Here is a 22,540-nt window from a genome sequence, read left to right as displayed (position 1 = left end):
CCGACTCATAATCAGCTCGTCCTGCCTGGGGGAATTTAGCCGACCACAAGTGGGGGAGTTTGAAGTGACCATCCGGGAGCCGAAGCCTTCTTCTGAGTAGGTCATGAAAGTACAACAGCGTCGGAACCTCAATATCGCTGCGGTAGCATTGGTCAACAAGAATGCTCGGATCGTTTGGGCACTGTTAGTCCGCAGGCGTAAGTACCAGGCGGATTACACGCCTGCCACGGCAAGCGCGTAATCCGCCTGGCCAAGTTCCACCAAGGAAATTGCGAAGGAGCCCACCACCGATTGCACTGGCAACAATGAAGTGATGGCAAGACAGGTCAGACCATGGTTGGCAGAACCCGCGTTATACAGCGCACTCCAAGTGCACCCTTCTGATTGGGGAGCCAACCAGCGGATTCCATCAGGGGCGGCGGTCAATTCCCACATATGAGGCCGGATGTATGGCTGCAATCTCCACCCTGGAACCATCACACCTTGAAAACCTGGCAGTCCCGGGGGCGTCCATGTATGTATAAGGAAATGACTTCAACCGGGGTTTCGTCAACCACGTATTCCCGGGCGACGACAATAGCCGGCTGTTGTGTGTAGCGTCGTGCAAATAGCGCTTGCATTTTGCCCCCCCACTAAATGTCGTCCCCCAGCAGCGGAACTTGAAACGTCTTCACGACAGTCGTGAACCACTTGTTTCCTGCGAAGCCGCCCTCCCCTTCGGATTTCATGCCCGCGTCGTCGACAGGGCTTTGACCAAATCTTCGACCTTGAACGGCTTTTGGCAACGCGGGACATCGCGATAGGCCGGCGCAATGGCTTCGGCGCCGTAGCTCGTCGCGAAGGCAAAGCGGATTCCCCGGCTTGCCAGCGCGTCGGCAATGGCATAGGTGCAGGTCGATGTCGAGGAGCGCGGCGTCCAGCGTCGTGCCTTGGCTATCGATCAAGGCGAGAGCCTCTTCAGCCCAGCCGACCGGTCCAATCACCTCGGCGCCCTCGCCTTCGAGCAAGAGCGTGATTGCCTGACTAACCCCGGAGTCGTCCTCGATGACCAGGATACGACGGCCTTGCAGAGTTGGCACATGATCCATGGGCGCCTCCCGTTAAGCTTCCTTCCGCTGCTGCCCAACGGTCTGCGGCGGTTCCAGCGGCACCTCGATCCGGCAGCGTACGCCGCTTCAAAGCGAAGCTGCATGCGGGCCTTGAGCGTGAAGGTCAGCGCCTTCTCGATCAACTGCCGTCCGTAGCCGCATCGCGTCGTTTCGGGCACTGCAGCCGGCCCAACGCCCGAGCAGCGGCCCCATACGCCCAGAGTCCTTTTCAATGTAAGTTTGTTCCTACAGCGAAAAAATCCAATCTCCGAGAACACGTTTCGTGGCTGCCTGCTCAACAGACGAGCCTCCCAGCACTACGCTGAAATCGTGGTGGTTGACGAGAGTACAGCCTTGTATCAGCTATATGAACTTTGCAATGCTGCGTGGGTGCCGTTTCTTCCCTGGCTTCATGCAAGCGCGACCTTCTTGAGCGCTCTTGAAAACGCACCGATGGCCGCCCCAGCCACCCATCTCGCTGCCGGGTGTCAATTGCTGGTGCGACTTTGCAAGCGCTATCCTAAGAGGCCATTTGGCCTCACCCAAGTATCGATCGACGGTCACCAGGTTGCGGTCAGCGAAGCGGTGGTATTGGACAAGGCGTTTTGCCGCCTGCTGCACTTTGAGCGCGCAACTACTTATCGCCATCCGGTCGTCCTGCTCGTCGCGCCGCTTTCGGGCCACCACGCCACGCTGCTGCGCGAGACGGTGCGGGCGATGTTGCCAGACTTCGACGTCTATCTCACCGATTGGCGCGACGCTCGCCAAGTTCCGCTCGCCGAGGGTGCCTTCCATCTTGATGAGTATGTCGACTATGTGCGCGAGTTCATCGGCTACTTGGGACCGGACATTCATATCGTCTCCGTATGCCAATCGACCGTGCCGGTGCTCGCCGCGGTATCCCTGATGGCAAGCCATGGTGAGCCCACACCGAAAAGCCTCACATTGATCGGCGGTCCGGTTGATGTGCGGCGTGACCCCACAGTGGTCAATACGCTGGCATTCAATAAATCGCTCGATTGGTTCGAACGCCAAATGATCGACACCGTGCCTTCTATGTACCCTGGAGCCGGCCGCAGAGTCTGCCCGGGCTTTCTTCAGCATTTGGCCTTCATCGCAATGAATCCCGATCGCCACCTGAAATCGCACCTGAACTATTACTTCGATGTAGCGGCAGGCAAAACCGAGTCGGCCAGTATGCATCAATGCTTCTACGACGATTTCAACGCCGTGCTCGACATGGATGCTGAATACTATCTGGAGTCCGTGCGGGTGGTCTTCCAGGAATGTCGCCTGGCACGCGGCATTTGGCGCGTGCATGGCGAGCACGTACGCCCGGGCGATATCCGGTCCAGTGCCCTAATCACCGTTGAAGGCGAGCACGACGACATTTGTGGCCGCGGCCAGACCCGAGCAGCACACGATCTTTGCACAGGTATCGACGACTCGCGCAAGCATCATCTGACCGCTCGCGGCTGTGGCCACTACGGGATCTTCTCCGGCGCTCGGTGGTGCACCCGGATCTATCCACGCATTCGCGCTCTCATCTATGGGTATGCCGCGTGACCGTTTCGGGCTTCGGAGTCTTGTGATTGATAAGAAACTAGCTTCCCCAGCCAAGCGCGGAGGCAGTAGCCTGTCGCATCAGAGCGCGGATGCCGGGGTATATCTCGGAGTGCCATCGGGGGCCACAGAAGAGGTCATAATGGCCGCACCGGCGCGCCGTTACGTGCCGCTTGTCGCGGGCGGCAAGGCCCCGGCACAGACCGTGCGCTGCGTGGGTCTGCCCGCTGCCGGAAATGGTGTCGTGTTCGCCTTCAATGGTCAGTAGTGCAGTAGTGCGGATGTCTTGCGGGCGCACGAGCTGGCCTCGCACGAACCAATTGCCGCGCGCCGGACGAAACTCCTGGAACACGATCCGGATGGTATCCAGGTAGAACTCGGCCGCCATGTCGAGTACCGCGTTGTACGTATCGCAAACGCGCCGGTGTGCTTCGGCACGCTCGTAGTCACCCCTTGCGAGCTCCAAATAGTAGTCCTGATGCGACGCCACCACCAGCCCCGGCTGGGCTGCCGCCAGGCCGGCAAGTTGCAGGAAGCTCGGGTACACCTTGCGACCGGCGCCGGCGTAGCGACCGGGCACCGTGTAGATCAAGTTCCGTTGAAACCATGCGAGCGTGTGGTCTGCGGCCAGCCTTCCGACCGCAGTGGGGCTGCAGCGCGCATCGATCGGCCCGCCGATTAGGATCAGACTCCTTGGGGTCGGCTCATCGGCGCTGGCCAACAAAGAAACTGCGGCCAGGGCTGGCACGGTGGCCTGGCAGATGGCAAGCACGTGCAGTTGTTCCGACGAGCCGATCTGACGGATAAACGCCTGCAGTTCGATCACATAGTCATCCAGGTGGAACGGCCCTTCCGCAAGGGGAACGCGGCGCGCATCCGTCCAGTCCGTCACATAGACGATATGCTCCGGCAAAAGGGATTGGACGACCTCGCGAAGCATGACGGCGTGATGCCCTGCAAGCGGCGCACAGACCAGCACAGCGGGTCTTGGCTGGCAAGTGTCGGCGCCAAGTGCGAGTGGATCAGCTGCAAAGCGCAGCAGACGGCAGAATGCCCTGTCCAGCACAACTTGTTCGACCACAGGGATGACGCGGCCGTTGTGCTGGACGGCAGCGATGCCAAACGTCGGCTTGTCGTAAGTCTTGCCGAGGCGGTACAGCATTTCGTAACCCGCGGCCAAGGCGGGGGCGCCCGGTACCTGCGATAGGGGGCTGTTATGATCGGCAAACGCGTTGGCTGCGCTCGCCGCCCACGCAGCGAATGGCGCGAGCAGCGCGCATTGATACTCCATGAACTGGTACAGCATGGAAACCTCCAGGAAGTACACCGGGCTAGTCGGCGATCACGATCCGATTTCCAGAACGATGGGAGCCGCTGTCTAGGCGGACTTGCCACGGTTCGCGTTTGTGGCGGCCGGCGCCTCCGCTGATGCGCCGGGCTGGACCAGAGTTTCACTATAGGTCGGGCAGGTATTGCTGCAGTGCCAAGGATGGAGGCATCGTCCCGCTGTGAACGAAAGCCTGCGCGCTAGTACGAAACTTAAGCATTCGGTACCCTCGCCGCTGCTTTGCCAATTGCTGAACGAACCGGCTATACCGCCAGCTTGTACAAAGCAAAGTCGCCACCCCATCACCACCCCCGGGTCGCTTAGTCTCGGCCCGCACTAGTGTCATGAGTCTGAAATTCATTGCATTATTTGGCTCGCGTTGTACTCTGCATTGAAGGCACGCACGGGGCGAGGTAGCGATGAGGGGAAGACCAAAGGCGGAACTAATCTTGAGTGAGGCTGAACGCGAGCAGCTCAAGGCGCTGACGATGCGGCGCAAGACGGCACAGGCGTTGGCTTTGCGCGCGCGCATCGTGCTGGCCAGTGCTGAAGGCCTGGACAACAAGACCGTTGCCGCAAAGCAGCGTGTCGACGTGCATACGGTTTCCAAGTGGCGCTCGCGATTCGTCGCGGATCGCCTGGATGGGCTGCTGGATGCTCCGCGCCCAGGGGCGCCGAGGACCATCGCTGACGCACAGGTCGATGCGATTATTGCCAAGACGCTCGAATCCGTGCCAGCCGGGGCTACTCACTGGAGCACGCGCAGCATGGCTCGCGCGGCAGATCTGTCGCAGTCGACCGTGACGCGTATCTGGCGCGCCTTTGGGCTGCAGCCGCATCGACAGGAGACCTTCAAGCTGTCCAGCGACCCATTGTTCGTGGAGAAGGTGCGAGATATCGTGGGGTTGTACCTCGACCCACCGCTCAAGGCCATGGTGTTGTGCGTTGACGAGAAGAGCCAGATTCAGGCGCTGGACCGCACGCAGCCGATTTTGCCGATGGCGCCAGGCATCCCCGAGCGACGCACGCATGACTACATGCGCCATGGCACGACAACGTTGTTCGCCGCGCTGGACATCGCCACAGGAAAAGTTATCGGTGAATTGCATCGCAGACATCGCAGCAGTGAGTTCCTGCAGTTTCTATGCACGATCGAAGCCAACGTGCCACCCAAGCTCGATGTGCATCTCGTCATGGACAACTACGGCACGCACAAGACGGCGTCGATCAAGGCTTGGTTCGCTCGCCATCCACGCTTCCATGTTCATTTCACACCGACCTCCGCCTCGTGGATCAATCAGGTGGAGCGCTGGTTTGCAACCATCACCGAACAATACATCCGCCGCGGCACGCATCGCTCAACCCGACAACTTGAGCAAGCTATCCGCCAATACCTTGACCTGAACAACGCCAACCCCACGCCTTTCGTGTGGACAAAGTCCGCCGATGACATCCTCGCCAGCATCAAGCGATTTTGTCTACGAATTTCTGACTCGGGACACTAGAATGCGGTAACGCTAGCAGTTCGTTCGTGAACCACCTTGCGGAACGACATGTACGGTGGTGACTCTGACCCCGCCGACATTGCAGCGTAGGCGGGGTGAAACGTACGGCAAAAAGGAAGAGCGCCGGTACGGGTTCTCCGTGGCGTCGAGCTTGACCAGACCGTGCGAATCCGGCACATGGCAGGCGCCCATGGCGGGTATGTCGTCACGGACGATGCGTCCGATCAGGGCGGGCTCTACGGCTGACAGGGAAACTCCAGTTTTGACTCACCTTGCACATCACGGGGGAGGCCACCCAGCAGCACGGCGAGGCGGTGACGCATCAAACCGGAAAGCTCCAGGCGACGGAGATGCCAACATAGGTAATCGTGCTGCGGCCCCTGTATTCAGCCCATTACATAGCGACAACCGCGCAGGCAGGCGAGCCGATTGTGACCTGCCAGGCATAATTCCGATACCGGACCGAAGGTCTACGGTGGCATCGAAGAGGGCCTCATATGGAACGGAGAGGAGATCACAACGAAGACCTAATCGGGAGACCGGCCGAAATCTGCAGTACCCAGGGGGCAAAGCTGCCAGCGTCAGCCACAAAAATCGGAAATTGCCCGACACCGGAATCGCCCTCCTTCACCTAGAACGAAAACATGTTTTAACACGAAGAAGGTGTTTGGATGTCTGGCAGAACCGTTCGCGTAGGCCGACCTGCATCTCGGCGATGTGGGTCAGGTATCGCTCGCCGGGCCAGCTATCCAAACGGGCCTGTCTGACCGCACATCAATCGCGAGCGCCTGCAATCGCCCCCCCAGGGCAATAGGACGGCGATGGACAGGACTGTGGCTATGGGGCCGCTCTCGCTCGTGCCTCACCTGTTGCATGGGTTTCGCTCATCCGCACCGCTGCAACCACACCCGACAGCAAGGTCAGCGCCGCGACCAGCCAGATCGCCGTCGGCACGCCGAACATATCCGCAGTGATACCGGCCAAGAGAGCTCCCACTGCGTAGCCAAGGTCACGCCAAAGCCGGTAGACGCCCACTGCGGAAGCGCGCCAGGGAGGGTGGGCCACGTCGCCGATCGTGGCGAGCAAGGTTGGATAGACCATCGCCGTGCCGATTCCAAGCAAAGCGGCACCCAGACCAAACACGTGGAAATCTGCTGCTACTGCGGTGACGGCAATCCCCCCTGCCTGCAACCACATCCCCGACACGATCAGCCACTTGCGGCCAATCTTGTCCGAAAGAGCGCCGGTGAGAATCTGCAAAGCGCCCCAGATTGCTGGATAGATCGCAGCTAGCACGCCGATTTGCGCCAGTGTCATCCCTGCTGCGGCAAAGACCAGCGGGAACAGGCCCCAGGCCATGCCGTCGTTAAGGTTGTTGACCAGCCCGGCCTGGCTGACGCTGGAGAGATTGCGATCGGTCAGCGATGTGCGGCGGAAAATCTCGGCTTGGCTGAGCTTGTCCGCAACTGTTTGAGGATGGTGCTCACGCAACTCGTGCACGACGTGGTCCCGGGTTTCGCGAACCGCAAGCGCGGAAAGCAGCAGCCCGGCAGCAACGTAGACGACGCCCAGGTAGAAGGGTTCGGGCCTGAGACCGAAGTGGGCGGCGGTCCAACCAGTGGCCAGTGCGCTGGCTGCCACCGCGAAGTATCCGGCAAATTCGTTGAGTCCCATGGCCAGGCCGCGCTGCTTCGGGCCGACCAGGTCGATCTTCATGATGACTGTGGTGGACCACGTCAGCCCCTGGCTCACGCCCAACAGGACATTGGCTCCGACCACCCAATTCCAGTTGGGTGCCCACATCAGAATGAATGGGACCGGTATGGCGACCAGCCAGCCGGCCACCAAGACTCGCTTCCGGCCGAAGCGATCGGAAAAACGCCCGGCAAAGTAGTTCGTCAGTGCCTTGGTGAGACCAAACACCACGATGAAGGAAAGAACCGACGTGCGCGCCGCGATGTGGAATTCCTGCTCGGCAATGGCCGGCAGGATACTGCGCTCTAGGCCCACCATGGCACCAACAAATGCGTTGACGAGGACCAGCAGCGAAAACTGGCCGAGGTTCTCACGCAGCCCGAGGCGGATCGGCGCCGTGTTCATGCCTTAGCGCCCCCAACCTAGATTTGCCCGCACCATCGCTTCCATGTTGGCGGGTTGAGGGGGGATCTCCCTGGTCAGGTATTCGACGAAAGCGGATTTCTCCAAGGTGAGCGCTGCGTTCCAGCGCTTCTCGAAGCCAATGGTCGACGCAGGCTTGCCAGACAAGCCGACGCCGCACGCGCTGCCAGCCTGGTGCCCTGGGTAAATCTCGAGATCTGCAGGCAGCGTCAGCAACTTCTGATGCAGGCTGTCATAAAGCTGGGCGGCCATCTCGCGTTCCATGCCAGCGAGGTCGGGGCGTCCGATGGCCCCCACAAACAGCGTGTCTCCAGTCATCACAAACCATGGCTCGTCGCCTCGGCGCAGGTCGCGCACCAGCAGACAGACGCTGTCGGGTGTGTGCCCGGGAGTGTGCAGGACGTCGACCAGCACATTGCCGGCCTCCAGTCGCTGGCCATCGACCAGCGGCGCGAAGTCGAATGCCCCCCGTCCCTTGTTGCTTTCGTGCAGGTAGTAGGGCGCATAGACCTGACGCGCCAGTGCGGGACCCCCGGAGTAGTGATCTGCGTGTACATGGGTGTCGATCACATGGGTAATCACTACGCCCCTCTTCTTGGCCTCGGCAATGAACCAGGCTTCGTCACCGGCGACGACGTCGACGGCAACTGCCTTGCCGACACCGGCGCATCCGAAGAAATAGGACAGCGTGGCGTTTTCTGCGGGGCGTTGCCGGAAGAACATAACTGTCTCCTGTGTCCAAGCGCCTTCATGGGTTGCCCTGAAGCTCGATGGGCAACCCGTGGGCCCGCCACTCGGCCACGCCATCGGTCAGATGGAAGGCATGGTAGCCCTTGCTGCGCAGGAACTCGACAGCGTCCTTGGCCATCAAGCAGAAGGGGCCTCGGCAGTAGGCAACCACAGGCATGTCCTTGGGGATCTCGGCAAGCCGCTTCTTAAGCTCGCCCAGCGGCAAGGAGCGAGCATGCGGTAGGTGGGCCGCGGTGAACTCATCGGCAGGGCGTACATCCAGCACCAGCACCTCCCCTGCCCTGGCCTTCCTCAGGATGGCGACCCGGTCAAATCCTTGAAGGTTATCGTCATGCTCGACGATGGTCGCCAGTGCCACCTGCAATTCGACCAGCCGCTCTTCGGCTTCGGAACGCAAGGTCACCCAGAGGTCGGCCACACCGGTGCTGGCCAGCCGGTACACGACATACTTTCCAACCTTGCGAGTCTCGGCAAGGCGGGCCCCGCGGAGTTCCTTGAGATGGGCGCTAGCCAGCTTCACGCTGATTCCCGCTTGGGCAGCTAGTACCTCGACCGTCTTCTCGCCCTGGCACAGGAGTTCGATGAGCTCCAGCCGCTTCGGGCTGGCTACAGCTTTCCCGATCCGGGCGACCTGCTCGTAAAGGTGATTCTTCAACTCTCTCATGCAATCATTCTAGTGAATATTAGAATTACGGCAAGATTTTGCAGCGAAGGACCCAGTGGGCCTCAACCCCTGGACCCGCAGAAACGAGTCTCCGAATCCTTGTTTTACTCCACGGGGCTTGCCTCCGCGGCCCTTCATAGCATCTAGCATACGGCGCGCGGGTGCACAGGTTGGTGACCAATTTCGCCCTCCCCTCCTTTTGGGGGCGGTGATCAAGGAGATCGACGCATGAAACACCTGGCCACCCAAATCCTCAACGGTGAGGCGAGCTGCATCCTCTCCGATTGCGAGCAACATCGCTATCGCCTCTGGCACGAGTGGGATGCAAGCTGCCGGCACTGGGGTTCATCATGCTCGCCCCGTCGACGGCTGATCACCAAGTCAACAACCCGACGATCACGCGGTGCCTGCAGCGAGCGCTGGCCGGCAAGTACGGTCGGCTGGAGGTGATCAACCTGTTCCCGCTGCGCTCGACGGATCCGGACGGGCTGCTGACGCATCCGGCGCCACTCCGGCACGAGGACACCACCAATGGCGCCGTCATGGACGAAGCAATCTTCTCTACCCAATGACAACGCATCGCTACGTCGAAGCCGACCTCGCGATGAAGGAGAAGGCTCTCGGTCGACTGGAAGCGCCTAACGCCTGGATTCGTCCGTATCAGGCGCCGGACTCGTTGAATCGATTCTTGCAGACGCTATAACTATGCGTAGGTTTCGCCAGCCCCGCTCGCACCACTCAAGGGGCTGGCCGCGACCGCTAATCAAAAAACCCTCTGCTCTATGTAAACCTCTGCATAGCGACCCAAAGCGGCAAGTCGTGACAGGCAGAAAACGGCCAGTGGATAGGGGTAGGAAACGGCTTTCGCCGTCCCCTCCCTCCGAACCCGGTGTGCGGTTTTCCCGCGACGGGCTCTCCAGTCAGTTGTTTCCACATCGGGATTGGCGCGCCAATTGATGAGCCTCGTACATCGTGAACAGCCCAAGATTGGCGAAGAAGGCATTTGGCCATCGACTGTGATCGCGAAAGCATCGGCCCTGACCTGGACGATGTAGCTGTCGGCGCAGGACCGCTCGCAGTCGACGACGAACAAAGCCGTCGACGGACGAGAAGGTGTATCGGTGGGCATGCCGGAAGTATCCGAACCAGCCCCGCAGGATCGGATTGATCGACGCGATGATGCTCTCGATCGAATCGCCCCGGTGGCGCTTGGTCAGGGCACGGATTCGATCCCGCAGCCCCATCAGACTCTTCTTGCGCACCCAGCGTTGGCCCGCCTCGAACCGGTAACCCAGAAACTCGAAGCCATGACCCTGCAACCGGCAGTCCCCAATGTGGGTCTTATCGGGATGCAGTTTCAAGCCGTTAGCGTCCACCCAAGCCCGCAGGCGAGTGAAAGCAGCTTCTGCTTCCTCACGCGTACGGCATAACACCACGGCGTCATCCGCGTAGCGCACCATGACCAGCCCTGCCTGGCGCATTTCTACGTCAAGTTCGTGCAGGTACAGATTTGCCAACAGGGGGCTGACAACCGCCCCTTGCGGACTGCCAGAAGTCGGCGTCCAACGCGTCATGTCTTCCATGATGTCTTGCTTGAGAAAGGACTGGATGAGCTCCAGAACTCGGCCGTCCGCGATTCGCCCGGCCACTCTCGCGAGAAGGGGCAGGTGTGGGATCGAGTCAAAGTAGCTTTGCAGGTCAGCATCGACCACCCAGCAATAGCCCGCTTTCACATGCTGGTCAACTTCTCGGAGCGCGTCCTTGCATCCCAAGCCCGGGCGGAAGCCGTAGCTTCTTGGCTCGAACTCGTGCTCGAAGATCGGCTCGATGACCAGCTTCAGGGCCGCTTGAACTACGCGGTCCTTCACAGCGGGTATACCGAGCGGGCGACGTCCTTTACCTTTCGGTATGTAGACGCGCCGCACCGGCTGCGGGCGATAGCTACCGTCCTGCAATGCATGCGCCAGTTCAGCAAGATAGCGGTCCCGCGCTTGCGCGAATCGCTTCACGCTCATGCGGTCCACTCCCGCCGCCCCGGCGTTCTTCTCGACCTGAGCCCATCCCAGCGCGAGCGTGTCCAGGCGAAACACCTTGTCAATCAGACTGTGCCATTTACCTCCCTTAACTCCGTTTTGTAGAGCAGCCAACATAGCGTCCGTCCAGATTGAAGCTGACGCGAATTTCCGCTGCACGCAGCTTCCCAGCGCGTTTGCATCTCGTCTAGTCGTTTCCGACACTGGCGATGCTTCGATCTTCATCTCTGCTTCCTTCCGGTCTTTTGCTATCAACTTTCCTGCCCCGCTTCCCTAGTGCGCCTTTTGCTCTGACGCAGGTCTCCACGGCTTTACCCTTCCGTGCGCAGTACTATCGGGACTCTGACTCCTGCCAGCGTTCACCTCGCCGGCAGGTCTCCCCGCTTGCTTCGTGCTACCGTCCTATCGTTCCGTCCTCAACCACGTGGTACGCCACCGCACCGCTTTATCCGCCACGACAGCGTGCTGTGTTACTTCCAGGCTTCGCCACTTTAGTGCAGGCTCGCCGCCATACCCCGCCGAAACAGGTTCGTTAACCTACGGACCGACAGTTCGCTTCCGGTTACTCTCCACCCCGCCTCGCGACGACGCAGTTACCTTCAGCTACGGAGCTGTGGCCAACTCCGGCGGGGACTTTCACCCCGCAGATCGCACGCTCTCACGGGCGTACACTAAACCGCTAGCACGGTGCCCCTCGAGCGGTTTAGTCCACTGACCGGAGTCGGCCCCTTATGTTTATTAGATTCCCTCCCCCGGCCAAGCCTCCTTTGCTCTTGGCGATCAGGCAATCTTTGCAACAATGTCATGCAGTACTTCACCGGCACGGACCACGCGGTCGGCCGCATTGGACATATGGCGATAGACTTCGCGGCGCTTGAGGATTTCGACCACGAAGCCAACGGCCGAGCCCACTGCCAACACTTCGCTGCGGGTCAGTTCCTGCATCAGCACCTCCAGCGAATCTGCTGCCTTGCGCTGCTCAGGTGTCCGGTTGGTAACGTAGTGGTGCGCGTCGAACAGCTCTGAGAGCGCCATGAGGTAGGTGTGTTCAACGACGCGCTCCATCTTGCGTGCCGCTTCCGCATCGGCTTCTGCCAGCAGGGGTTTCTTCGCCAATTGGGCGTAACCACTCTGCAATGACAACACCCCCTCATGCAGCAGCTCGGCCATGGCGCGCGTGTGATCGTCGGGGCTAAGGTTCAGGCCACGCATTTCGCGCACGGTGGTTCTGGCGTAGTTGATGATCTCGTCAATGGTGGCAATGGAGCGATAGATGTCTTCGCGATCGAACGGCGTGATGAAGGTCTGGTGCAGGAGGTTCATGTTCTCTACCCGGAGCACATCACCCTCGCGCTCCAGCTCGATCACCCGGTCGGCGTGTGGGTTTTCGCCCGTACGCATGTAGGCCAGCAACTCCGCCATGCCCTCGGCCACCAGATCGCACTGCTTGTTGAGTAGCGCATAAAAGTCAGGCGTGGGTGGCGAAAGGCGCTGCCACCAGCTGCGCCATAGCGGGACATGTGGCTCATTCATGGATGACGCGCTCCAGTCCTCAGTGCAGGTAGGTGAAGGTGATCAGCAGCCAGGTCAGTGCCGCCCCCAGTAGCGCGGCTCCCGGCAGGGTGACCACCCAGGTCAAAGCGATTTCCCTCGCTTTCATCCAGTGTACGGCACGGGGGCGCTCAGAGGCCCCCAAGCCCATGATCGAAGAGCTCACCACGTGCGTGGTCGAAACCGGCCCACCCACCAGCGAGGCGCCGAAGATCACAGCGGACGACGCCAGTTGAGCGTTCAGCCCATGAAGCGGGCGCAGCTTGTAAATGCCGTATCCTACGGTGCGCACGATGCGCCAACCGCCCAGCAGGGTGCCCAGGGTAATGCTGGTTGCGCTGGCCAGAATGACCCACGGCGGCACGGTGAAGGCCGGCAGGATACCGCCCAGAACCAGTACCAGGGTAATGATCCCCATGCCTTTCTGGGCATCGTTGGCGCCGTGAGAGAACGCCAGCACCGCTGCCGTCCACCACTGACCATGTCGCAGTTTCCGATTGACCGAGGGATGCGCCGCCCGCAACAGGTATTTCATCAGCCGATGCAGCACAAACCCGATCGCAAAACCTGCCAGGGGTGACAGCAACAGGGACAGCAACACCTTGGTCACGCCGGTGAGCTTCCCTTCTGCCAACTGCGCCCCCCCCCAAACCACGTTGTCCGGCCCGGTACTGACCAGCACGACGCCAACCAGCCCACCCACCAAGGCATGGGATGAGGATGAAGGCATGGCAAGCCACCAGGTCAACAGATTCCAGGCGACGGCGGCGACAATGCCGCACAACACCAGCGCAATGCCGAGTTGCTCAGGCACAGACGCCAGACTAACAAAACCACCAATGGTATCGGCAACCGCCGTACCGGCCAACAGTGGACCCAGAAAGGTAAACACGCCCACCAGCAGCAAGGCCTGCACGGGTGTCATGGCCCGCGAGGCGACTAGTGTGGCGATCATGTTGGAGGAGTCGTGAAAGCCGTTGGTGAAGTCGAACACCAGCACCATGGCCATCGTCACAATGAGCAATACCCAAGTGTTCTGCATGCCTGTTTCCCGTGGCCGTAGCGGCAAAACATGCGACATCCCCGACGGGGGGGCCATCTACCTGTGCGAGGCGTTACCTGCAGGCTGCCTACCGGCGGATCAGGGTGAGCACTGCAGCCCGAGTACCGGGCAGCAGATTTCGGCTTGCAAAACCTCCTTGAACCGACAAAAAGAAAACTCTCCTTCTGACGCCCACTGCTTTTCAGGATAGCAGAGCGGCGACCAGACTCATGGGCAATGGCCTCCACAAAACCTGAATGGCCCCTGATTTCGCAGGCAGCTTCAAGCGGCGGCTTCTGGCCGAACAGAGACGGTCGCATCGGCAATCAATATCCCCGTTCATCACTTGCATGTTGCATTGCCCAGGCGCGACAGTCTCACGAATTCATGATCCGAATACCACACGAACGCGGCCGGCGAGGCGATGACCGAATAGGCCGTCTGACAATCCACGCCGGCGGCAGCGGCCTTGCGTGCCAGCCCATTGAGGTATCGGGTCGCCTCTTCCCACTTGGCGCCATAAACGACGTCGTCGACAATCCCGTGGCCTCGGTTCGGCGGATTGCCAGTGACCTGCGGAGGATGATGCGATTCACGAAAATCGACGCATAAGTTATTACCCCGCGCCCAAGGCTGATGTCCCCTGCACGTCATCGAGGGACGACATCAGTGTTTCCAACTCCGTGGTGATTTGCGTCTGGCGCTCGCGAAAATGAATTCGCTCAAGCTGCCTGGCGGATTCCTCCAGATGGTCCCGGGCACGTTCCATCTGTGCCAGGCGCCATCGATTCTCCTGCTGCAGCGATTGATATAGTGCGCCGAGAAGTGCAACGCGCAGCATCTCGGAGACCAGTCCGGGCATCAAGACAGAGCGAGCCACGTATCGGTGTGGCGGGCTCCCGGGGTGGGGTGCCGGCAGGGCAGGCATGGGTAGAAGGCGGCGGGCGGCTGGCCCAGCTTCGGTATGATGCAGGACATGAAAGACGGGCGCGGCCGGCGCATCCAGATACGACAATACAGCATCCAGCCATGTGTCGACGCAATTGCTGGCTTCCTCGCTGGTGGCACATCCTGGGAGCCAGGTAGCCTCCGGCAATCGGTCCTCGAGCCGCTGGCGCAGGCGCGCCCCCGCGACCAGCCACACCGCCGCTGGCGCGCGAACGTGCTCGGCCGCCACAGCGACCGCCAGGTGGTCATTGAATCCGCCGCAAAAACCTCGGTCGGCCCCAATCGCGAGCCAGAGCTGGCGGCCTTCCTCGGCAGCTGGTTCCGGCACCACTATATCGGCCAGCGCATGAAGCACCGTCTGCTCTGCCACTTCCTGAGCAGGCAGCGCACGGCCCACGCGGTGCAACTCTGCAAAGGCAAGATTTTTCATCGCCCTGACGATTTGTCGCAGCTCGTCGAGCATGCGGGAATGCTCCCGATAGCTGGCGCTGCTCATCTCCGCCCCAGCCAGGCCACAGTAAACTTCACCCAGTCAGCGCGCGGTGCCGACAGCGCAGGCGCCGCCGCGACGTTCTCACGAAGGCGTCTGAGGGCAAGCTGTAGCGCGTCAGGCGACAGCGAATCGAGCCAGCCTTCGGCCAACGCCACTAGCCAGGCCATTTGATAGGCAATCGGACGTGGTTCCAGCCGAGGCTGGCGGAACAGCGCCTGCAGCAGCCGGCCGCGCGCGACGCGCGCTGCCATGTCCGGTTCCAGCCGCGTGCCGAAGCGTGTGAAGGTTTCCAGTTCCAGGAACTGCAGATAATCCAGCCGCAGCCGCGCGGCTTCCCTGGCAATCGCCTTGTCTTGCGCCTTTCCCCCGATGCGCGATACCGAACGCCCGATATCGATCGCCGGCAGCGCGCCCGCCGCGAACAGCGGGTGGCTCAGGTAGATCTGGCCGTCCGTGATGGAAATCAGGTTGGTCGGAATATAGCTCGCGAGCTCTCCTTGCTGGGTCGGGACAATGGGCAACGCAGTCAGGCTGCCGCCCCCCTGCGTCGGCGCCAGGGCCGTGGCCCGCTCCAACAAGCGCGAGTGAAGATAGAAGATATCGCCAGGATAGGCCTCACGGCCAGGCGGGCGGCGCAGCAGCAAAGACAGCTCGCGGTAAGCCTGGGCATGCAGGACAAGATCGTCATAGACAATCAGCACATCATGGCCTTCGCGCATCCAGTATTCTGCCAGCGCGCAGCCCGCAAACGGGGCCAGGTACTGCACACCTGGCAATGCGTTCGCTTCGGCCACAACGACCGTCGTATGGGCAAGCCCTCCGGTCTGGCGCAGCAGGTCGATCGTCTCGGCCACGGCCGCCCTGCGCTGGCCAATCAGCACATAGACACACCGCACGCCCTGGCCAACCTGGTTGATGACGGCATCCTGCGCCAGTGCGCTCTTGCCCGTACCTTCGTCTCCGATGATGAGTTGGCGCTGGCCACGGCCGATGGGCAACAACGTATCGACGATGGTGTTCCCGGTGTACAGGGGACGCGTTACCGGCTCCCGTTCGACAATGGGCGGTGACGCCGACTCCAGCGGCCGGTAAGCCGCGATGATCGGGGGCGGCTGATCATCGAGTATGCTGCCCAGCGGGTCGACGACGCGGCCGAGCAAGGCGTCGCCGGCGCCAATTGCCAGCCGCCCGCCCGTACGGCGCACGCGGACGCCAGCGGCAGTGCCGCGCGGCTGGTCCAGCAAAATGGCGCCGATCAGCCGCTCATCGAGTTGGAAAGCCAATGCCCGGCTGCCATCGTCGGCACTCAGCAACTCGCCGTGCCGCGTGGATGGCAGCCCGACAATCCACGCAATGCCGTCCGCCACGCCCACGATCTCGCCGCGCTCCTCGATAAAGAGGCCGATACCTGGGTCATTCATGCTGCTACTTCGGAGCGTCCCGTGAATGCATCAAGTGCGCGAGCCAGGGTGGCGCCCATTAACATAGCCATCCAGCCTGGCGGTCAGGCCGGCGAGGACCGCCGGGTCAAGGCTCCAGTGTGTGCCGACAGGCTTCCCGAACAGCGCCACAAGGGCTGCTTCGACCTCCTGGCGCAATGCCTTGTCCGGCACGAATGCGGTGGCGACTTCAAACGGCCCGGCCGGCGGGGATGCAAGTAGACGGTGGCGAGCCGCGCCGTCCAGCGCGGCCAGGTCGCGAAGGAACAGTGCAATGATGGCGCGCTCCAGTTCCGGCCCGGCCAGGCGTCTTCCAGCTCCTTGTAGCGCGCCAGATGTTCGCGCACCGCCCGCGCCAGCTGGTAGTGCCACTCGCCAATCACGCGCGGGTCGATCAAACGGCTGCTGGACGCGAGAGGATCGACGGCGGGATAGATTCCATGCGCGGCTTGGTCACGTGAGAGGATGACTGTGGAATCGAGGTGTCTGAGGATGGCTATCACCGCCGGATCGCTCATGTCATCGGCCGGGACAAACACGGCCTGCACGGCCGTAATGGCGCCGCTGCGGGTCGACAAGATGCGCTCCTGAAGGCTGGCAACTTCGGTCAACAGAGTGGGCTGGTAGCCGACACTTGCCGGCATCCGACCGAGCAGCCCGGATATCTCAGTACCCGCATGTACGAAGCGGAACAGGTTGTCCATCAGGAACAAGACCTCGCCGGCGCCCTGGTCTCGCAAGAACTCGGCGTAGGTCAGGGCCGAGAATCCCGCGCGGTAGCGCACGCCGGGAGATTCGTCCATTTGCCCGAATACCAGGACCGCCCGGTCCATGACGCCGGCGCCGCGCATCGCGTGCCAGAGCTCGTGCCCTTCGCGGATGCGTTCGCCGACGCCGGCAAACACCGAGACGCCCTGATGAATCGTAGTCACCGCGTGCATGAACTCCATCATCAGTACGGTCTTGCCCACGCCGGCGCCGCCGAACAGTCCGGTCTTGCCGCCGCGCACGAACGGGCACAGCAGGTCAACCACCTTGATGCCCGTCGGAAGAATCTCTTCTCCCGGCACCACTTCGGTCAACGCCGGAGGGACTGAGAGGATGGATCGCTTCTCGTTGCGCAGCAACGGCGGGCCACCATCGAGCGGATCGCCCAGGACATCCAGCAACCGCCCCCGGCAGCCGCTCTCGACGGGCACCATGACTGGTCCGCCGCTATCGGTCACAGACGCACCGCGTGCCACGCCATCCGTAGGGTGCAGCGCGATCGTCCGGACCCGGCTTTCGTCCAAGTGCTGGAACACCTCCAGCGTGATCGACGCCGCATCCAGCCGAAGCAGCAAAGCATGGCCAATCGGTGGCAGTAGGTCGCAGCGCACGTCCACCACAGGGCCGCGCACCGCAGTCACCTGGCCGATCGGATTCGGGTTATGTTGTTCCTGCATCTTGCGTCAGCCCCATGGCTCAGTGCAGTGCTAAGGCAACGATCCTTTCTAAAGCATAGGCTATGCCTTCCCATCTCAGCCTGATACACGTCAGCGGCGGCGCGCGACACTTACTAGTTGTCCATCGGACGCTGCCACGTGCGAGCGCACGGCAGCCGGTCCGTAGCAGGCGAGCTGGCCCGGCCGCGATAGCGGAAGTGCCAGGGGTTGAACCGGGTAGGTGCTCGTCTTTACGCGATGTCCGGTTCGCCACCGGCCTCGGCTAGCGGACCACCAGAACTGGGATATTGCAATGGGTCAGCACCTTCTGGGTCTCGCTGCCAAGCAGCAGGCCTTGCAAGCCCCCGAGGCCGTGTGACGCCATAACGATGAGATCACAGTTGCGTTCCTCCCCGGCCTGGATGATCGCCTCATAGGGGTGATTGTGGGTGACGCTGATCGTCTCGCAGGCCAGCCCCGCTTCCTGCGCCGCCTGTGAGACCTCCGCCAGGTATTGCTCCGCACGCTGTTCAGCAAGTTGTGCGTAGCGTTCTTGAGTGTCCTCCAGCATGTCAATCCGATGCGTAAAGACACGGAACTCTGGAATGACATGCACTCCGGTAATCCTCGCCTCGAATGCCTTGGCGAGCGTCACCGCCGCGCGAATGGCGGCCTCCGAGAGCGTCGATCCATCGGTGGGCACCAAGAGATGCTGGAACATGTTTTCCTCCTCATGGTCGGGCCTTCGGCCCCTAGGCTAGGCAACTGAATGGTATGACAATCGCTTCCGACCGGCGTGACGCCCTCCTTACTTGCCGTGGCCTGAGATCCGCGCATCCTGTCCTTAGCAACTTCACGGCTCGCCGAACACGGCAGCTGGCACGAAAAACCGGCTTTAGGATGCGGCAGGGCCGTCCGGTACCCCCAAGACGAGGGATGTCCAAAATAGGTCTCCAATCTGTGCAGACGCGCGCCGCGTGCTAGGCTGTATTAAATGGACTGCGATGGATCCTCAGTTGTGGATATGAGGCGGACTTATCATGTCTATCGAAAGGTATCGAGGTTACATAGTCGAGGGGTTCGCAAAACCTGCCGGGAACGGAGTGTTCGCATCCATGGGACGCGTAACCAGAGGCCGGCATACCATCAGGGAGTCCGACGTGCTCGGGCTTCACGAAAGGAATGAGCGCGCCCAGAGCGAAGGCATCTCGTGGGCTCAGAGGTTCGTTGATCAGTTTGAAGGCCCGCGTGACGCCTAGCTCGTCAAGGACGGTCGAGCCGTCCGCGTCTTGCCAGGAATTACGGTGTCGGGGCAGGCCGAACGAGGCCGCCACCGGTGGGCTGGCCATGCTGCGCGCCGAGGCCCGTCATGTGGCCAGTGCGGCGGAAGCAGAGCGCGACGCGGCACGCGCCGAGACCGCCGCCGCGCGCGAGGACGCGGCGGCAATCTCCGCGCAGGTGGCCGAAGCGGGATGCCGCGGTGCCGGGCCGCAGGGCACGCCGATTAAAGCTCTTGAAATCTTCCTGGCCCAACACAAACCAACTTTTGACCAGTTTCGCGGTAACGCGCGCTGCGGGTTTTTGTTGGTATGCCAGCGGTAGTGTCAGGGGCCCAGAAGCGCGTACGAAACGGCGACGCGGAGGTGCGACCCTATGCGCAGGAGCGCTTCAGCGGTAGCTTTCGCCGCGTGATCGAGCTGCCGCGGTCGGCCGACCCGGACAAGGTTCAGGCACGTTACGCCAACGGTTGCCTGTCGATCAGCGTGGGCAAGCGCGAAGCTTCGCGCCCGCGTGCCATTACCGTCAGCGGAGATCAGGAGGGAGCTATGAATACGTCGAACCCGGTCGTCCAGCGCGACCAGAACCAGCAAGGCAGCCAGGGCGCCGTTGCCCGGCATGGCGAAGACATGCAAGCGATGACTTTGGTGCCCGCGGTCGACATCTACGAGACCGCTGCCGGCGTTACGCTGTGGGCCGATCTGCCGGGCGTGCCGCGCGAAAAGCTGGAGGTGAATGTCCACGACGCCAGCCTACGCATCGAAGGCGAAGCCGTGGTGGCGACGCCGGCCGGCCTACGCGTGCAGCATGCCGAGGTGCGGCAGCCGCGTTATGCGCGTACCTTCACGCTCAGTCCCGAGCTGGATGCCTCGCGCATCGCGGCCAACCTGCAAGACGGCGTGCTGAAGGTGACCATCCCGCGCCGCGAAGAAGCCAAGCCGCGGCGGATCGAAGTCTCGGTCGGCTGACCGGCCAACTGCACAGGACGGCGGCGAATGGCGCCGCCGTTTTGGCTTCCTATCTCTGGTTCAGCAGCGTGCGCGTCGACCATCCGGCCGGTCGGCCATCGAAGATGCGATCATTGTATCTTCCGTGCCACTTCCGGCGCCAGCATGGCGCGAAGCCATCTCCGGCTTGGCTCTGGGCGCCGCTTGTCGACGCACCTAACTTGCGATTAGGGGTCATCGTATCTTTGGAGCAGAATCTGGTGGTAACCAACTGGCGAGCCGCTTGCAGCAAGGTTCTTGGTCAGCGTCAGTCTCGGCGCCAGAGCATTTCTGCAAGCCGTTGATGAGGGGGACGGCATGTAGGAGGGTCGGCTTGGGCACAAGGCCAGCCCACGCTACAAATTCCCGACCTGACCGGAATACCTTCGCATCGCCCATCATCGCGACCGCTGCGATGCCGCCGAGGCACCGTCATCAAAACTGGCGAACGTACCCAGCAACGGGTGGCCCCATCATGGAAAGCAACCACCGGCATCTCGGCTACGTACTGGTCGCCAACAGCGCAGCGCAACCGGGGACTCGAGGACAACAAGACCTGAACTCCGGAAGTGCTTTACACCGCGCGTGATCCGTCGAGCCTTGGATTCATGACGATTGAGGGAACTGGCGGACTTTCGAGCCAGCCATGATTCAACTTGGTCGTAGGCCCATAGGGCCGGTCCCCTGGCAGGCGCAGCAGCAACGACGGTCCCCTGCCGTACTGGCGCACGCGTAGGCTGCGGGATTCGATCGCCTCTGCGGAGCTAACCACCACACGATAATTGCCTGGCGGCAGCCGAAGGTAGAGCAGCGGCCCCTCACTCAGTACCAGCATCAAGATCTCGCGGCGCGCGTCGAACAACGTCACCGTGACGTCCGACAAGCTGCTGAAGTGCATATGGACATTGAAGCGCCCGGCCATGGTGCGTATGGCCGCCACTTGGTCGACCCCGATCCCCCGGAAACGTAGTCGATCCCGTTCATATGATGGACCGCCGGCGCCTCTGGTACCGCAAGCGGTACCGCCGAATCCGCACCAGTGGGCATGGCCGCGAACACGCCCGGGCAAGGCAGACAGGTGGCAAGCGCAATCGCACGCATGGGGATCTCCTGCAAGAAGCTGATAGGCGATAGCCGACGCCTGCGCCGGTGATGTCATCCAGAGTAGGCGTGCACGCGAGCGCGATCTTGGGCTACATCAAGGCCCGGCCACATCCGTCAATGCTGCGCTCCCGATGGCGGCACGCCGGCGTGCTTGCGGCACATCAATACCGGGTACGCGCATGCGTCTATGCTGTAATAGCCAACTAATGACCGCTCTGACACAGCGGCCGTCGCTGGCTGGCCAATCTTGGCCAGCCGCCCGGGAGCGCCTACCTGGGAACGGAGGCCTCAGCGGCAGCTTGATCGCACGCAGGAAGAACTTCCGCCGGCGGAACGGGGTCCGGCACCTTTCTCTTGAGCTGGACCGAGGCCAGTGGCGGGGAGACATCGGCGCCGCGGCGCCCGCCAGCAGCTTACTCCTCTTCCATCCTTGCCTTGATGGGTCCCTCTCGAATCGCCGCCACGAACGCGCGAAAGTCACTTCGATTCTGCGAGCAGTACTCGGTGGCGAACTCGCAGATCGCATCGTCAAGGTCTGTCCGTCCCATGTAGCCCGCGATCGTGGTGGCATCGCCGGAACGCGCGTGCGCGCGGGCAAGGGCATGCGAACACATGCGGCCATATTGCCGGAGCATGGCTGTGTCCCGGTCCTCGATCACGGCCGACAACTTCATGTCTCGCAGCTGGCGTACATAGAAGTCGCGTCCGTTCCGGCCCCTTGTCCAGCCCAGGAAAACGTCGCTGGCGGCTTGCATGAGTCGTTGCCCCGCGATCACACGCTGGCCATGGTTGGCATGCAGGCTTTTCCCAGCGTAGGGTTCAAGCACCGACGCACGCGCTTCCTTTACCTGGAGGAACAGCGGATCGTTGTCCGCGGCAAGGAACAGCCCAGGCCGCACATCGTGCCGACGCTGCCCACGCCGACGACCTTGATGGCCATGTCGAAGAAGTCGAACCGGTCGAACAGCACACGGATATGCTCGGCAAGGCTTTCCCGATATGACGCGATAGGCTGCAGATCAGGTCCGCCAGCAGGTGATCAATGAATGATATCGCCGCCCCAAACGGTCAATATGCATTCATACCCTGGATCATGCCGATGTCCCCGATTTCCAGCATGCAGGCTTTTCCGGTCAGCAGATCCGAGGATCCGGCGTTCGCTGAAAGACGGTTTGGCGGCTCGGACCTACAATAGCTAGGTGGGTATTTCTTGGGCACATTGAGTGC

General features: G+C 61.7%; 18 protein-coding genes and 5 pseudogenes. 7 read left to right on the top strand and 16 right to left on the bottom strand.

Annotated elements, in window-relative coordinates:
* Nucleotides 1-118 precede the first annotated feature (118 nt).
* Nucleotides 119-241: pseudogene (locus AC1Q7H_RS35055) on the top strand (IS110 family transposase); the annotation flags it as partial.
* A gap of 391 nt (nt 242-632) precedes the next feature.
* On the opposite strand, the gene AC1Q7H_RS35050 reads toward AC1Q7H_RS35055, so the two are convergent.
* A complete protein-coding gene (locus tag AC1Q7H_RS35050) occupies nt 633-1,088 on the bottom strand; it encodes a response regulator (protein WP_228772691.1) in 456 nt (151 codons plus the stop codon).
* Nucleotides 1,089-1,442: 354 nt separating this feature from the next.
* Between AC1Q7H_RS35050 and AC1Q7H_RS35045 the strand changes: the two genes are divergently transcribed.
* Nucleotides 1,443-2,654 (top strand): polyhydroxyalkanoate depolymerase, encoded by a 1,212-nt coding sequence (locus AC1Q7H_RS35045; RefSeq protein ID WP_153956235.1) that lies wholly within the window; start codon nt 1,443-1,445, stop codon nt 2,652-2,654.
* Between the two features lie 37 nt (nt 2,655-2,691).
* Here the strand turns inward: AC1Q7H_RS35045 and AC1Q7H_RS35040 are convergent, their stop codons facing one another.
* Nucleotides 2,692-3,957, bottom strand: a complete 1,266-nt coding sequence (locus tag AC1Q7H_RS35040) for a polyhydroxyalkanoate depolymerase (protein ID WP_153956236.1) — start codon at nt 3,955-3,957, stop codon at nt 2,692-2,694.
* Nucleotides 3,958-4,397: 440 nt separating this feature from the next.
* Between AC1Q7H_RS35040 and AC1Q7H_RS35035 the strand changes: the two genes are divergently transcribed.
* On the top strand, nt 4,398-5,483 hold the full coding sequence (locus AC1Q7H_RS35035) for an IS630 family transposase (RefSeq protein WP_492382281.1): 1,086 nt from the start codon (nt 4,398-4,400) through the stop codon (nt 5,481-5,483).
* Between the two features lie 123 nt (nt 5,484-5,606).
* Here AC1Q7H_RS35035 and AC1Q7H_RS35030 read toward each other — a convergent pair.
* The 4 genes and pseudogenes from AC1Q7H_RS35030 to AC1Q7H_RS35015 all read right to left on the bottom strand — a co-directional run.
* Nucleotides 5,607-5,732, bottom strand: a pseudogene (locus tag AC1Q7H_RS35030) (histidinol-phosphate aminotransferase); the annotation flags it as partial.
* A 588-nt stretch (nt 5,733-6,320) separates the two neighbouring features.
* Nucleotides 6,321-7,583 carry an MFS transporter gene (locus AC1Q7H_RS35025; protein ID WP_153956311.1) on the bottom strand — a complete coding sequence of 421 codons (1,263 nt, stop codon included), beginning with the start codon at nt 7,581-7,583 and terminating at the stop codon, nt 6,321-6,323.
* Nucleotides 7,584-7,586: 3 nt separating this feature from the next.
* Entirely contained in the window at nt 7,587-8,324 is a 738-nt protein-coding gene (locus AC1Q7H_RS35020; protein WP_153956312.1) for an MBL fold metallo-hydrolase, read from the bottom strand.
* Nucleotides 8,325-8,349: 25 nt separating this feature from the next.
* Nucleotides 8,350-9,015 (bottom strand): ArsR/SmtB family transcription factor, encoded by a 666-nt coding sequence (locus AC1Q7H_RS35015; RefSeq protein WP_153956313.1) that lies wholly within the window; start codon nt 9,013-9,015, stop codon nt 8,350-8,352.
* A gap of 350 nt (nt 9,016-9,365) precedes the next feature.
* Between AC1Q7H_RS35015 and AC1Q7H_RS35010 the strand changes: the two genes are divergently transcribed.
* Complete coding sequence (locus tag AC1Q7H_RS35010; protein WP_228772706.1) at nt 9,366-9,587, top strand: DUF1643 domain-containing protein; 222 nt, start codon at nt 9,366-9,368, stop codon at nt 9,585-9,587.
* 348 nt (nt 9,588-9,935) lie between these two features.
* Here AC1Q7H_RS35010 and ltrA read toward each other — a convergent pair whose 3' ends face one another.
* From ltrA to AC1Q7H_RS34975, 7 genes are all read right to left on the bottom strand, one after another.
* The gene (ltrA, locus tag AC1Q7H_RS35005) at nt 9,936-11,273 is read right to left on the bottom strand and encodes a group II intron reverse transcriptase/maturase (RefSeq protein ID WP_492382280.1); all 1,338 of its coding nucleotides are present in this window, start codon (nt 11,271-11,273) and stop codon (nt 9,936-9,938) included.
* 555 nt (nt 11,274-11,828) lie between these two features.
* On the bottom strand, nt 11,829-12,581 hold the full coding sequence (locus tag AC1Q7H_RS35000) for a DUF47 domain-containing protein (RefSeq protein WP_153956314.1): 753 nt from the start codon (nt 12,579-12,581) through the stop codon (nt 11,829-11,831).
* Nucleotides 12,582-12,600: 19 nt separating this feature from the next.
* Complete coding sequence (locus tag AC1Q7H_RS34995) at nt 12,601-13,641, bottom strand: inorganic phosphate transporter (protein WP_153956315.1); 1,041 nt, start codon at nt 13,639-13,641, stop codon at nt 12,601-12,603.
* A 616-nt stretch (nt 13,642-14,257) separates the two neighbouring features.
* A complete protein-coding gene (locus AC1Q7H_RS34990; protein ID WP_194946921.1) occupies nt 14,258-15,052 on the bottom strand; it encodes a F0F1 ATP synthase subunit gamma in 795 nt (264 codons plus the stop codon).
* Between the two features lie 29 nt (nt 15,053-15,081).
* Nucleotides 15,082-16,503, bottom strand: coding sequence for a F0F1 ATP synthase subunit alpha (locus AC1Q7H_RS34985; RefSeq protein ID WP_492382279.1), 1,422 nt, complete (start codon nt 16,501-16,503; stop codon nt 15,082-15,084).
* An 83-nt stretch (nt 16,504-16,586) separates the two neighbouring features.
* Nucleotides 16,587-17,966, bottom strand: coding sequence for a F0F1 ATP synthase subunit beta (gene atpD, locus AC1Q7H_RS34980; protein ID WP_492382278.1), 1,380 nt, complete (start codon nt 17,964-17,966; stop codon nt 16,587-16,589).
* Between the two features lie 262 nt (nt 17,967-18,228).
* Complete coding sequence (locus tag AC1Q7H_RS34975) at nt 18,229-18,666, bottom strand: universal stress protein (RefSeq protein ID WP_153956319.1); 438 nt, start codon at nt 18,664-18,666, stop codon at nt 18,229-18,231.
* Nucleotides 18,667-19,292: 626 nt separating this feature from the next.
* Between AC1Q7H_RS34975 and AC1Q7H_RS34970 the strand changes: the two genes are divergently transcribed.
* From AC1Q7H_RS34970 to AC1Q7H_RS34960, 3 genes and pseudogenes are all read left to right on the top strand, one after another.
* A complete protein-coding gene (locus AC1Q7H_RS34970) occupies nt 19,293-19,547 on the top strand; it encodes a hypothetical protein (RefSeq protein WP_276522823.1) in 255 nt (84 codons plus the stop codon).
* A pseudogene (locus AC1Q7H_RS34965) lies at nt 19,535-19,738 on the top strand (Hsp20/alpha crystallin family protein); the annotation flags it as partial. The gene AC1Q7H_RS34970 and the pseudogene AC1Q7H_RS34965, both read left to right, overlap by 13 nt.
* A gap of 33 nt (nt 19,739-19,771) precedes the next feature.
* Nucleotides 19,772-20,191 carry an Hsp20/alpha crystallin family protein gene (locus AC1Q7H_RS34960; RefSeq protein ID WP_492382282.1) on the top strand — a complete coding sequence of 140 codons (420 nt, stop codon included), beginning with the start codon at nt 19,772-19,774 and terminating at the stop codon, nt 20,189-20,191.
* Between the two features lie 345 nt (nt 20,192-20,536).
* Here the strand turns inward: AC1Q7H_RS34960 and AC1Q7H_RS34955 are convergent.
* From AC1Q7H_RS34955 to AC1Q7H_RS34945, 3 genes and pseudogenes are all read right to left on the bottom strand, one after another.
* Nucleotides 20,537-20,635: pseudogene (locus tag AC1Q7H_RS34955) on the bottom strand (transposase); the annotation flags it as partial.
* Nucleotides 20,636-20,783: 148 nt separating this feature from the next.
* Nucleotides 20,784-21,131: a hypothetical protein gene (locus tag AC1Q7H_RS34950; protein WP_492382277.1), complete on the bottom strand. Its 348-nt coding sequence runs from the start codon at nt 21,129-21,131 to the stop codon at nt 20,784-20,786.
* 595 nt (nt 21,132-21,726) lie between these two features.
* Nucleotides 21,727-22,328: pseudogene (locus tag AC1Q7H_RS34945) on the bottom strand (DUF2252 family protein); the annotation flags it as partial.
* Nucleotides 22,329-22,540 lie beyond the last annotated feature (212 nt).

The organism is Cupriavidus sp. GW823-FHT06D04 (genome assembly GCF_058795055.1).
Note: the sequence above shows the minus strand (reverse complement) of the source record. Positions and strands in the feature narration are given on the sequence as shown.

What these genes read in the sequence shown, in the direction of transcription:
- AC1Q7H_RS35050 (WP_228772691.1), bottom strand. Translation starts at nt 1,088, where the DNA reads ATGGATCATGTGCCAACTCTGCAAGGCCGTCGTATCCTGGTCATCGAG.
- AC1Q7H_RS35040 (WP_153956236.1), bottom strand. Translation starts at nt 3,957, where the DNA reads ATGCTGTACCAGTTCATGGAGTATCAATGCGCGCTGCTCGCGCCATTC.
- AC1Q7H_RS35035 (WP_492382281.1), top strand. Translation starts at nt 4,398, where the DNA reads ATGAGGGGAAGACCAAAGGCGGAACTAATCTTGAGTGAGGCTGAACGC.
- AC1Q7H_RS35025 (WP_153956311.1), bottom strand. Translation starts at nt 7,583, where the DNA reads ATGAACACGGCGCCGATCCGCCTCGGGCTGCGTGAGAACCTCGGCCAG.
- AC1Q7H_RS35020 (WP_153956312.1), bottom strand. Translation starts at nt 8,324, where the DNA reads ATGTTCTTCCGGCAACGCCCCGCAGAAAACGCCACGCTGTCCTATTTC.
- AC1Q7H_RS35015 (WP_153956313.1), bottom strand. Translation starts at nt 9,015, where the DNA reads ATGAGAGAGTTGAAGAATCACCTTTACGAGCAGGTCGCCCGGATCGGG.
- AC1Q7H_RS35010 (WP_228772706.1), top strand. Translation starts at nt 9,366, where the DNA reads ATGCTCGCCCCGTCGACGGCTGATCACCAAGTCAACAACCCGACGATC.
- ltrA (WP_492382280.1), bottom strand. Translation starts at nt 11,273, where the DNA reads ATGAAGATCGAAGCATCGCCAGTGTCGGAAACGACTAGACGAGATGCA.
- AC1Q7H_RS35000 (WP_153956314.1), bottom strand. Translation starts at nt 12,581, where the DNA reads ATGAATGAGCCACATGTCCCGCTATGGCGCAGCTGGTGGCAGCGCCTT.
- AC1Q7H_RS34995 (WP_153956315.1), bottom strand. Translation starts at nt 13,641, where the DNA reads ATGCAGAACACTTGGGTATTGCTCATTGTGACGATGGCCATGGTGCTG.
- AC1Q7H_RS34990 (WP_194946921.1), bottom strand. Translation starts at nt 15,052, where the DNA reads ATGCTCGACGAGCTGCGACAAATCGTCAGGGCGATGAAAAATCTTGCC.
- AC1Q7H_RS34985 (WP_492382279.1), bottom strand. Translation starts at nt 16,503, where the DNA reads ATGAATGACCCAGGTATCGGCCTCTTTATCGAGGAGCGCGGCGAGATC.
- atpD (WP_492382278.1), bottom strand. Translation starts at nt 17,966, where the DNA reads ATGCAGGAACAACATAACCCGAATCCGATCGGCCAGGTGACTGCGGTG.
- AC1Q7H_RS34975 (WP_153956319.1), bottom strand. Translation starts at nt 18,666, where the DNA reads ATGTTCCAGCATCTCTTGGTGCCCACCGATGGATCGACGCTCTCGGAG.
- AC1Q7H_RS34970 (WP_276522823.1), top strand. Translation starts at nt 19,293, where the DNA reads ATGCTGCGCGCCGAGGCCCGTCATGTGGCCAGTGCGGCGGAAGCAGAG.
- AC1Q7H_RS34960 (WP_492382282.1), top strand. Translation starts at nt 19,772, where the DNA reads ATGAATACGTCGAACCCGGTCGTCCAGCGCGACCAGAACCAGCAAGGC.
- AC1Q7H_RS34950 (WP_492382277.1), bottom strand. Translation starts at nt 21,131, where the DNA reads ATGGCCGGGCGCTTCAATGTCCATATGCACTTCAGCAGCTTGTCGGAC.